10 protein-coding genes and 1 tRNA gene are annotated in these 10,099 nt (G+C 62.2%); 10 read left to right on the top strand and 1 reads right to left on the bottom strand.

The window, feature by feature from the left end:
* Nucleotides 1-18 precede the first annotated feature (18 nt).
* The 5 genes from fusA (at nt 19) to FBX97_RS20030 (ending at nt 6,055) form a co-directional block, all read left to right on the top strand.
* Complete coding sequence (gene fusA / locus FBX97_RS20050) at nt 19-2,124, top strand: elongation factor G (RefSeq protein ID WP_141835727.1); 2,106 nt, start codon at nt 19-21, stop codon at nt 2,122-2,124.
* A gap of 86 nt (nt 2,125-2,210) precedes the next feature.
* A complete protein-coding gene (tuf, locus tag FBX97_RS20045; protein WP_141835724.1) occupies nt 2,211-3,401 on the top strand; it encodes an elongation factor Tu in 1,191 nt (396 codons plus the stop codon).
* A 188-nt stretch (nt 3,402-3,589) separates the two neighbouring features.
* Nucleotides 3,590-3,907, top strand: coding sequence for a 30S ribosomal protein S10 (gene rpsJ / locus FBX97_RS20040; protein ID WP_036209000.1), 318 nt, complete (start codon nt 3,590-3,592; stop codon nt 3,905-3,907).
* Nucleotides 3,908-4,097: 190 nt separating this feature from the next.
* Nucleotides 4,098-5,021, top strand: coding sequence for a hypothetical protein (locus FBX97_RS20035; RefSeq protein WP_141835721.1), 924 nt, complete (start codon nt 4,098-4,100; stop codon nt 5,019-5,021).
* A 32-nt stretch (nt 5,022-5,053) separates the two neighbouring features.
* Entirely contained in the window at nt 5,054-6,055 is a 1,002-nt protein-coding gene (locus FBX97_RS20030) for a LacI family DNA-binding transcriptional regulator (RefSeq protein WP_141835718.1), read from the top strand.
* Nucleotides 6,056-6,068: 13 nt separating this feature from the next.
* Here FBX97_RS20030 and FBX97_RS20025 read toward each other — a convergent pair whose 3' ends face one another.
* Nucleotides 6,069-7,196 (bottom strand): mechanosensitive ion channel family protein, encoded by a 1,128-nt coding sequence (locus tag FBX97_RS20025; RefSeq protein WP_141835714.1) that lies wholly within the window; start codon nt 7,194-7,196, stop codon nt 6,069-6,071.
* A gap of 123 nt (nt 7,197-7,319) precedes the next feature.
* Here FBX97_RS20025 and FBX97_RS20020 point away from each other — a divergent pair.
* From FBX97_RS20020 to rplB, 5 genes are all read left to right on the top strand, one after another.
* Nucleotides 7,320-7,396, top strand: a tRNA-Val gene (locus FBX97_RS20020).
* A gap of 279 nt (nt 7,397-7,675) precedes the next feature.
* Nucleotides 7,676-8,332, top strand: coding sequence for a 50S ribosomal protein L3 (gene rplC / locus FBX97_RS20015; RefSeq protein ID WP_141835711.1), 657 nt, complete (start codon nt 7,676-7,678; stop codon nt 8,330-8,332).
* 3 nt (nt 8,333-8,335) lie between these two features.
* Nucleotides 8,336-8,956 carry a 50S ribosomal protein L4 gene (gene rplD / locus FBX97_RS20010; protein WP_141835708.1) on the top strand — a complete coding sequence of 207 codons (621 nt, stop codon included), beginning with the start codon at nt 8,336-8,338 and terminating at the stop codon, nt 8,954-8,956.
* A complete protein-coding gene (gene rplW, locus FBX97_RS20005; RefSeq protein WP_141835705.1) occupies nt 8,953-9,270 on the top strand; it encodes a 50S ribosomal protein L23 in 318 nt (105 codons plus the stop codon). Before rplD ends, rplW begins: the two co-directional genes overlap by 4 nt.
* Complete coding sequence (gene rplB, locus FBX97_RS20000; protein ID WP_141835702.1) at nt 9,270-10,097, top strand: 50S ribosomal protein L2; 828 nt, start codon at nt 9,270-9,272, stop codon at nt 10,095-10,097. The genes rplW and rplB overlap by 1 nt, the downstream gene beginning before the upstream one ends.
* The last annotated feature ends 2 nt before the right edge of the window (nt 10,098-10,099 follow it).

Genomic DNA, 10,099 nt, shown 5'->3' with positions numbered 1-10,099 from the left:
AAAGATTTAGGAAAAATTATGGCACGCACTACCCCCATTGAGCGCTACCGCAATATCGGTATTTCCGCTCACATCGACGCCGGTAAGACCACCACCACCGAGCGCATCCTGTTCTACACGGGTGTGAACCACAAGATCGGTGAAGTGCACGACGGCGCCGCTACCATGGACTGGATGGAGCAGGAGCAGGAACGCGGCATTACCATTACCTCGGCAGCGACGACCTGCTTCTGGAAGGGTATGGCCAACAACTTCGAGCCGCACCGCTTCAACATCATCGATACCCCGGGCCACGTCGACTTCACCATCGAGGTGGAGCGTTCGATGCGCGTTCTGGACGGCGCCTGCATGGTTTACTGTGCAGTCGGTGGCGTGCAGCCGCAGTCGGAAACCGTGTGGCGTCAGGCTAACAAGTACAAAGTCCCGCGTCTGGCATTCGTCAACAAGATGGACCGTACCGGTGCGAACTTCTTCAAGGTGTACGAGCAGATGCGCGCCCGCCTGAAGGCCAACCCGATCCCGCTGCAGATCCCGATCGGCGCCGAAGACAACTTCCTGGGCGTGGTCGACCTGGTCAAGATGCAGGCGATCTACTGGGACGACGCGTCCCAGGGCATGAAGTTCGACTACCGCGACATCCCGGCCGAACTGGTGGACACCGCCAACGAATGGCGCGAGAAGCTGGTCGAAACCGCCGCTGAAGCGTCGGAAGAGCTGATGAACAAGTACCTCGAAGAGGGCGAGCTGACCGAAGCCGAGATCAAGGCCGCACTGCGCCAGCGCACCATCGCTTCGGAAATCGTTCCGATGATGTGCGGCACCGCGTTCAAGAACAAGGGCGTGCAGGCCATGCTGGATGCCGTCATCGAATACCTGCCGTCGCCAGTGGACATTCCGCCGGTCGGTGGTACCGATGAAGATGACCAGCCGGTCACCCGTACCGCATCGGACGACGAAAAGTTCGCAGCGCTGGCATTCAAGATCATGACCGACCCGTTCGTCGGCCAGCTGATCTTCTTCCGCGTGTACTCGGGCGTCATCAAGTCGGGCGACACCGTGTTCAACCCGATCAAGGGCAAGAAGGAACGCGTCGGCCGTATTCTGCAGATGCACGCCAACCAGCGTGAAGAGATCAAGGAAGTCCGTGCCGGCGACATCGCCGCTGCAGTCGGCCTGAAAGAAGCGACCACCGGCGAAACCCTGTGCGACCCGTCGGCACCGATCATCCTGGAAAAGATGGTGTTCCCGGAGCCGGTGATCCAGCAGGCAGTCGAGCCGAAGACCAAGGCCGACCAGGAAAAGATGGGCCTGGCCCTGAACCGCCTGGCGCAGGAAGACCCGTCGTTCCGCGTGCGTACCGACGAAGAATCGGGCCAGACCATCATCGGTGGTATGGGCGAGCTGCACCTGGAAATTATCGTCGACCGCATGAAGCGTGAATTCGGCGTGGAAGCGACCGTCGGCAAGCCGCAGGTTGCCTACCGCGAAACCATCCGCAAGGGTGTTACCGACGTCGAAGGCAAGTTCGTCAAGCAGTCGGGCGGCCGCGGCCAGTACGGCCACGCCGTGCTGTCGATCGAACCGCAAGAACCGGGCAAGGGCTTCGAATTCATCGACGCCATCAAGGGCGGTGTGATTCCTCGCGAATTCATCCCGGCAGTCGAGAAGGGTGTGCGTGAAACCCTGTCGAGCGGCGTGATGGCCGGCTACCCGGTGGTCGACGTCAAAGTGACGCTGACCTTCGGTTCGTACCACGACGTGGACTCGAACGAAAACGCGTTCCGCATGGCCGGTTCGATGGCATTCAAGGATGGCTGCCGTAAAGCCAACCCGGTCATCCTCGAGCCGATGATGGCCGTGGAAGTGGAAACGCCGGAAGACTACGCCGGTACCGTGATGGGCGACCTGTCGTCCCGCCGCGGTATGGTGCAGGGCATGGACGAAATCCCGGGCGGCGGCGGCAAGATCATCAAGGCCGAAGTCCCGCTGTCGGAAATGTTCGGTTACTCGACCGTGCTGCGTTCGGCAACCCAGGGCCGTGCGACCTACACGATGGAATTCAAGCACTATTCGGAAGCACCGAAGCACGTGATGGACGCTATCGTCACCGCGAAAGCCAAGTAATGACAATCAGGGGGCGGGGCACGTGTCCCGCCCCTGATTCAACAAACAAAAAACGAAGTAAATTGTTCTTTTAAAGGAAGATCAAAATGGCAAAAGGTAAATTCGAACGGACCAAGCCGCACGTCAACGTCGGCACCATCGGTCACGTTGACCACGGCAAAACCACCCTGACGGCTGCAATCGCAACCGTTCTGTCGAAGAAATTCGGCGGCGAAGCCAAGGCCTACGACCAGATCGACGCGGCTCCGGAAGAAAAAGCACGCGGCATCACCATCAACACCGCGCACGTCGAGTACGAAACCGCGAACCGTCACTACGCGCACGTCGACTGCCCGGGCCACGCCGACTACATCAAGAACATGATCACCGGTGCTGCCCAGATGGACGGCGCGATCCTGGTGTGCTCGGCCGCTGACGGCCCGATGCCGCAGACCCGCGAGCACATCCTGCTGGCGCGTCAGGTTGGCGTTCCGTACATCATCGTGTTCCTGAACAAGTGCGACCTGGTCGACGACGCAGAACTGCTGGAACTGGTCGAAATGGAAGTCCGCGAACTGCTGTCGAAGTACGAGTTCCCTGGCGACGACCTGCCGATCATCAAAGGTTCGGCACGTATGGCGCTGGAATGCCAGCCGGGCGAAATGGGCGAAGCGTGCATCGAGCGCCTGCCCGACGCCCTGGCCCGCTACATCCCGACCCCGGAACGTGCCGTTGACGGCGCCTTCCTGATGCCGGTGGAAGACGTGTTCTCGATCTCGGGCCGCGGTACCGTGGTGACCGGTCGTGTCGAGCGCGGCATCATCAAGGTCGGCGAAGAGATCGAAATCGTCGGTATCATCGACACCGTGAAGACCACCTGCACCGGCGTGGAAATGTTCCGCAAGCTGCTGGACCAGGGTCAAGCTGGCGACAACGTCGGCCTGCTGCTGCGCGGCACCAAGCGTGAAGACGTCCAGCGTGGCCAGGTTCTGGCCAAGCCGGGCTCGATCAAGCCGCACAACCACTTCACCGGCGAGATCTACGTTCTGTCGAAAGACGAAGGCGGCCGTCACACCCCGTTCTTCAACAACTACCGTCCGCAGTTCTACTTCCGTACGACTGACGTGACCGGTTCGATCGAACTGCCGGCAGACAAGGAAATGGTCATGCCAGGCGACAACGTGTCGATCACCGTCAAGCTGATCGCTCCGATCGCGATGGAAGAAGGTCTGCGCTTCGCAATCCGCGAAGGCGGCCGTACCGTCGGCGCCGGCGTGGTTGCCAAGATCCTGGCCTAATCGCCTTCGATCTGCCTACGTGAGTAGGTAACGGAAGAGGGACAGAACTTCGGTTCTGTCCCTTTTTTGTGACAGTGCCTGAAACACCGGGGGAGTTCAGTGTTATACTGCCGTCCCTCCTGCAGTACAGCCTCACCTTTACATGATTGCCGGCATTACGCCGGTTCGTTCTTTTTTAAGGAAATAGCATGTCCGCTCCGAATCAGAAAATCCGTATCCGCCTGAAAGCGTTCGACTACAAATTGATCGACCAGTCCGCTCTGGAAATCGTCGACACCGCCAAGCGCACCGGCGCCGTCGTCAAGGGCCCGGTCCCGCTGCCGACCCGCATCCAGCGCTTCGACATCCTGCGTTCCCCGCACGTCAACAAGACCTCGCGCGACCAGTTCGAAATCCGTACGCACCAGCGTCTGATGGACATCGTGGACCCGACCGACAAGACCGTTGACGCACTGATGAAGCTGGACCTGCCGGCTGGCGTCGACGTCGAAATCAAGCTGCAGTAATCCGCTCGTCAAAATTCCGTCATGCCGGCCGCTGGCCGTCATGACCCCCGGGGCCGGTACCGCTTTGCGGACCGGCCCCGTTTTCATTGCGGCGGCGTCGTGCGCCTATTTAGCCGCACGTACTAAACAATTCTGTGACAATATGTCAATACCGTAGCGCCTGCTTCGGGAAACCGTCACAAGGACTGCCATGACCGCCGCCGCTTTCCCGCAGGTTGCCCAGATGGCCCAGCGCCTGCGCACCCACAGCTGGCGCGACATGGCCAAGTGCGCCTGGTTGATCCTGTTGAGCATGCTGCTGCTGAAGTGGCTGCTGCCCGCCGGCCTCAGGGACGGCATGCGCCCGCTGATCCCGGTCGCGCCGCTGCTGCCCTTCATCGCCAAAGACCTGTCGCACTGGCCGGACGCCCTGGCGCGCCTGCGCGCCGCCATCGCCAACCGTGCCTGGGCGAGCATGCTGCAGGCATGCTGGCCGCCCGAGCTGATCGGTCTGCTGCGGCTGGATGCGGCGCTGCGCCACGGTTTCGTGCAGTGGCTGAGGCGGCGTCCGCAACCTGCGCCGCCGGCCGGCCAGGCCTTTAGCTATCTCGAGCGCGGCGCTTACCGCACCGGCATCGTCATCGCGCTGATGGCGGCCCTGTTCGAACTGCCGCTCGACGCAGCCTTGCTGCCGCTGCTGCCGCCGACCCTGGTCGATCCGCACAAGGTGCACGTATTGCACGCAGTGCTGGCGATCGGCGTCCTGTGGACCCTGGTCTGGGTGCTGGGCGATCGCTGGCATATCGGCCGCGGCTGTCACGTACTGACCGCGGACGGGCTTGAACTGCGCGTCGGTGCCCGCACGGGCGGCACCATCCCGCTGGCGGCCATTGCCGATTGCCGGCGCATCGATGTCGAGACGCACACCTGGTGCCGCCGCGAAGGCATCGAGCGCCACCGTACGCTGGCGGCTTCACCTCTTGACAAGCCGAACACAGCCCTCATGTTGAAACCGGACAGCCGCGTGCGCCTGACACACCTCGGCGTGGAGCGGACCGGCCTGGCTTGCGTATTCCTGTACGTCGACCAGCCCGATCGCCTCATCCGGGCGGTGCGCAGCGAACGGCAACAATAAAACAGATCTGGTCACGTATTGGGGAGATCGCGATGACCACAATGAAGCAGGTCGCACAGCTTGCCGGGGTTTCGATCTCGACGGTGTCGCACGTCATCAACAACACGCGCGTCGTCAGCAGCGACGTGCGCGAGCGGGTGCAGGGCGTGATCGATGAACTGCGCTACATCCCGAGCGCCGTCGCGCGCAGTCTCAAGAACGACAAGACCAACACCATCGGCGTGCTGGTGCCCGACAGTTCGAATCCCTATTTTGCCGAGCTGATCGGATGGATCGAGGACGCCGCCTTCCAGCGCGGCTACAACATGATCCCGTGTAACGCCCATGGCGGCGCGCGCAAGCAGGCCGCCTACCTGCGCCTGCTGATGGGAAAGCGCATCGACGGCCTGGTCCTGGTCGCCAGCGGCGACGACGACGAGCGCGACTTGATGCTGCGCCACGAAGCGGTGCCTATCGTCCAGCTCGAGCGTGCGCTGCCGGGCCTGGATGCGGACCTGGTGCTGGCCGGGCAGGAGGAGGGCGCCTACCAGGCCACGCGCCACCTGATCGGCCTCGGGCACCGCGCGATCGCCTGCGTGTCCGGTCCGCCCGACCTGCCGCGGGCGCGCCAGCGCGTGGCCGGCTACCTGCGCGCGATGGCGGAAGCCGGCCTGCCGGTGCCGCCCGGGCGTATCGTGCACGACGAATTCACCAGTGCCGGCGGCCACGCCGCCTTTGCCCGCCTGCTGGGCCAGCCGCATCCGCCCAGCGCGGTGTTCGTCGCCAGCGACCTGATGGCCCTGGGCGCCCTGTGCGCGGCCGGGCGCGCCGGCGTGAACATCCCGGGCGAACTGTCGGTGATCGGCTACGACGACATCGACGGTGCCAATTACACCAACCCGCCGCTGACGACGGTGGCGCCGCCCAAGCGCGAGATGGCAAGCCTGGCGATCGAGCAGCTGATCGACCGCATCAAGGGCCTGCACGCGCCGCTGCGCGCCACGGCGCTGAGCAGCACGCTGGTGGTGCGGGCCTCGACCGGCCCGCTGCTGTAATGCAGGCCCCGGTTCAGGCGCGCCGCGCCGGCAGCACGCCGCCGTGCGCATCCGCCGGCGCGGCATTGCGCTGCGCCGCCGCGGCTGCGGCTTCGGCCGCGCCCCGCAGGTCCGGCGTGTGCAGCACCTGGGTGGGGTAGGCAAGGCGGATGTCGCGCGCCGCCAGGCCGTCGACGATCTGCAGCAGGATGTCCTGCTGGATGTCCATGAAGCGGTTGTAGTCCGGCGATTCGACCCAGTACACGACCTCGAAATTCATCGACGCCGGGCCGATACCCTGGAAGTGGGCGCGGTCGAAGGTCACCGTCTGCTGCGCCTTGACGATCTCGGTCAGCATCGGCGGGATCGCCGCCAGCTTGTCGCGCGGCGTGTCGAAGGTCACGCTGATCGAGAACACGATGCGGCGCCGCTGCATGCGGGTCATGTTCTGGAGCCGGCTTTTTAACAAGTCGCCGTTGGCGAAGATCAGTTCTTCGCCACCGAGGCTGCGGATGCGCGTGGTCTTGAGGCCCACGTATTCGACCGTGCCCAGGTATTTGTCGACGATCACGAAGTCGCCGATCACGAAGGGTTTGTCCAGTACGATCGACAGCGAAGCGAACAGGTCGCCCAGGATGTTCTGCACCGCCAGCGCGACCGCCACGCCGCCGATGCCGAGCGAGGCGACCAGGGTCGTGATGTTGACGCCCAGGTTATCCAGAATCATCAGCAGGATCACGATCCACAGCACCATGCGCGCAATGAAGCTGACGGCGGCCGCCGAGGTTGCGCGGCCGGGTTCGTCCGAGCGGTTGCGGTAATACTCCGTCAGCCAGGCGCGCAGGGCGCGATTGCCCCACAGCGCCGTCTGGATCAGGCCGGCCACGATGGCGACCCGCGTCACCAGCTGGTGCACGTACTCGGGCAAGACCAGCAGCTTGCTGCCGGCGAACAGTCCCATCACGACGATCACGAACATCCGTGTCGCATCCAGGGTTTCGACGGCGATGTCGTCGAGCCGGGTCTCGGTGCGCTCGGCCAGCCGGCGCAGGTGGTGCACCACCACTTTCTTGGTCACGTAGAGCGCGAGCATCACCGCGGCGGCGACGCCGAGCGCCGTCAGCCACACCAGTGTCGTGTTATTGAAAAACACCAGATCCATGCAATCATCCTTTCCAACGTACTGCTTATCGAGCGGCCAATTGTAACGGTCTCGTGCAGCGCACAAGATTTTGCATCCGGGTATTGCGCTTTCCGGATTGTTGCTCGTATAATGCGACTCCCCGGGCGGTTAGTTCAGCTGGTTAGAATACTTGGTCGACATCCAAGGGGTCGCAGGTTCGAATCCTGCACCGCCCACCAGAATTTCTTCATAGCGCAGGCCTCAGCTTCACGAGCGCCTGTAGAGAAAAGGCGCAGCAGTGTGCCTTTTCTGTGCTGACCAGCCAGGTCAGATTCCTTTCTTCTCCAGAACTTCAGCGTGAAACGCAACAGGCCGCGTCAACTCTTCGCATTCTCCTGTTGCGTCCTTCCGATGCGGGCGCTATACTAGCCGGCTTCGGTATGGGCATGTCTTTTTTTGCCCATGCGTTTTGTAGTTCAACTATCCCCGCCCAATCGCAGGTGGGAATTGGAGAAAAAATGAGCCTGGGCCTTCTCGGTCGCAAGGTTGGCATGATGCGCATCTTCACGGATGACGGGGATTCGATCCCGGTCACCGTGCTGGACGTGTCGAACAACCGTGTTGCGCAAATCAAAACTCCTGAAACCGACGGTTATTCCGCTGTTCAGGTCGTATTCGGTCAACGTCGCGCTTCCCGCGTGAACAAGGCCAGTGCGGGTCACTACGCCAAAGCTGGTGTCGAAGCCGGTACGCTGCTGAAGGAATTCCGCATCGACGCCGAGCAAGCCGCTGGTTTCAAGGCTGGCGACGCAGTCAATGTATCCCTGTTCGAAGTCGGCCAGAAAATCGACGTGCAAGGCACCTCGATCGGTAAAGGCTACGCCGGTACCATCAAGCGTCACAACTTTGCTTCGGGCCGTCAAACCCACGGTAACTCGCGTTCGCACAACGTTCCTGGCTCCATCGGTATGGCGCAGGATCCGGGCCGCGTGTTCCCTGGTAAGCGCATGACCGGTCACATGGGCGACGAAACCGTCACCACCCAGAACCTGGAAATCGCCCGTATCGACGCCGAGCGTCAACTGCTGCTGGTCAAGGGTGCCGTTCCTGGCGCCAAGAACGGCCAAGTGGTTGTCAAGCCGGCCGTCAAGGTCAAAGCAAAGAAAGGAGCGTAAAAGATGGAACTGAAGCTCCTGAACGAGCAAGGCCAAGCCGGCTCGAACGTGAACGCCACCGATGAAGTCTTCGGTCGCGATTACAACGAAGCACTGATCCACCAGATCGTGGTCGCCTACGCCGCCAACGCGCGCAGCGGTAACCGCAAGCAGAAGGATCGTGAAGAAGTCTCCCACACGACCAAGAAGCCTTGGCGCCAGAAAGGCACCGGCCGCGCCCGTGCCGGTATGTCGTCGTCGCCGCTGTGGCGTGGTGGTGGTCGCATCTTCCCGAACTCGCCTGACGAGAACTTCTCGCACAAGGTCAACAAGAAGATGTATCGCGCCGGCATGTGCTCGATCCTGTCGCAGCTGGCCCGCGAAGAGCGCCTGAGCGTCGTCGAAAACCTGTCGATCGAAGCCCCGAAGACCAAGCTGCTGTCGCAGAAGCTGCAGAGCATGGGCCTGGAATCGGTCCTGGTGATCACCGACACCATCGACGAAAACCTGCTGCTGGCATCGCGCAACCTGCCGAACGTGCTGGTTGTCGAGCCGAAGCACGCCGACCCGATGTCGCTGGTGTTCTACAAGAAAGTCCTGGTCACCAAAGCTGCTCTGGCCAAGATCGAGGAGATGTACGCATGAGCGCCGCAATCAAATTCAGCGAAGAGCGCCTGATGAAGGTGCTGCTGGCTCCGGTCATTTCCGAAAAGGCGACCTTCGTCGCGGAAAAGAACGAACAGATCGTGTTCAAGGTCCTGCCTGACGCGACCAAGCCGGAAATCAAAGCTGCCGTCGAACTGCTGTTCAAAGTCGAAGTGGAATCGGTGCAGACCGTGAACCGCGAAGGCAAAGTCAAGCGTTCGGGCCGTTTCACCGGTCGCCGCAACCACACCAAGCGCGCTTTCGTGGCCCTGAAGCCGGGTCAGGAAATTAACTTTGTCGAGGAGGCTCAATAATGGCACTCGTTAAGATGAAGCCAACCTCCCCAGGCCGCCGCGGCATGGTGAAGGTTGTGAACAGCGACCTGTACAAAGGTCGTCCGTTCGCAGCCCTGGTTGAGAAGAAATCGAAGACTGCTGGTCGTAACAACAACGGCCACATCACCACCCGCCACATCGGCGGTGGTCACAAGCAACACTACCGTATCGTTGACTTCAAGCGCAACAAGGACGGTATTCCGGCCAAGGTCGAGCGTATCGAATACGACCCGAACCGTACCGCGCACATCGCTCTGCTGTGCTACGCGGACGGCGAGCGTCAGTACATCATCGCCACCAAAGGCATGGCTGTCGGCGACAGCGTCATGAACGGCTCGGAAGCTGCGATCAAGTCGGGCAACTGCCTGCCGATCCGCAACATCCCGGTTGGTACCGTGATGCACTGCGTCGAAATGCTGCCGGGTAAGGGCGCGCAGATGGCGCGTACCGCTGGCGCCGGCGTCGTGCTGATGGCACGCGAAGGCACCTACGCCCAGGTCCGCCTGCGTTCGGGTGAAGTGCGTCGCGTGCACATCGAGTGCCGCGCCACCATCGGCGAAGTCGGCAATGCAGAACACAGCCTGCGCAAGATCGGTAAAGCCGGTGCGATGCGTTGGCGCGGTGTCCGCCCGACCGTCCGCGGTGTGGTCATGAACCCGATCGACCACCCGCACGGTGGTGGTGAAGGTCGTACGGCTGCGGGTCGTCACCCGGTCTCCCCATGGGGCCAGCAGACGAAGGGCAAGAAGACGCGTTCGAACAAGCGCACGTCTTCGATGATCGTTTCGCGCCGCGGCAAGAAATAAGG

Source organism: Herbaspirillum sp. SJZ107 (assembly GCF_006715485.1).
GTDB lineage: Bacteria > Pseudomonadota > Gammaproteobacteria > Burkholderiales > Burkholderiaceae_D > Telluria.
Note: the sequence above shows the minus strand (reverse complement) of the source record. Positions and strands in the feature narration are given on the sequence as shown.

Coding starts and splice junctions, on each gene's coding strand:
- FBX97_RS20030 (WP_141835718.1), top strand. CDS start 5,054: ATGACCACAATGAAGCAGGTCGCACAGCTTGCCGGGGTTTCGATCTCG.
- tuf (WP_141835724.1), top strand. CDS start 2,211: ATGGCAAAAGGTAAATTCGAACGGACCAAGCCGCACGTCAACGTCGGC.
- FBX97_RS20025 (WP_141835714.1), bottom strand. CDS start 7,196: ATGGATCTGGTGTTTTTCAATAACACGACACTGGTGTGGCTGACGGCG.
- rplB (WP_141835702.1), top strand. CDS start 9,270: ATGGCACTCGTTAAGATGAAGCCAACCTCCCCAGGCCGCCGCGGCATG.
- fusA (WP_141835727.1), top strand. CDS start 19: ATGGCACGCACTACCCCCATTGAGCGCTACCGCAATATCGGTATTTCC.
- rplC (WP_141835711.1), top strand. CDS start 7,676: ATGAGCCTGGGCCTTCTCGGTCGCAAGGTTGGCATGATGCGCATCTTC.
- rplD (WP_141835708.1), top strand. CDS start 8,336: ATGGAACTGAAGCTCCTGAACGAGCAAGGCCAAGCCGGCTCGAACGTG.
- rplW (WP_141835705.1), top strand. CDS start 8,953: ATGAGCGCCGCAATCAAATTCAGCGAAGAGCGCCTGATGAAGGTGCTG.
- rpsJ (WP_036209000.1), top strand. CDS start 3,590: ATGTCCGCTCCGAATCAGAAAATCCGTATCCGCCTGAAAGCGTTCGAC.
- FBX97_RS20035 (WP_141835721.1), top strand. CDS start 4,098: ATGACCGCCGCCGCTTTCCCGCAGGTTGCCCAGATGGCCCAGCGCCTG.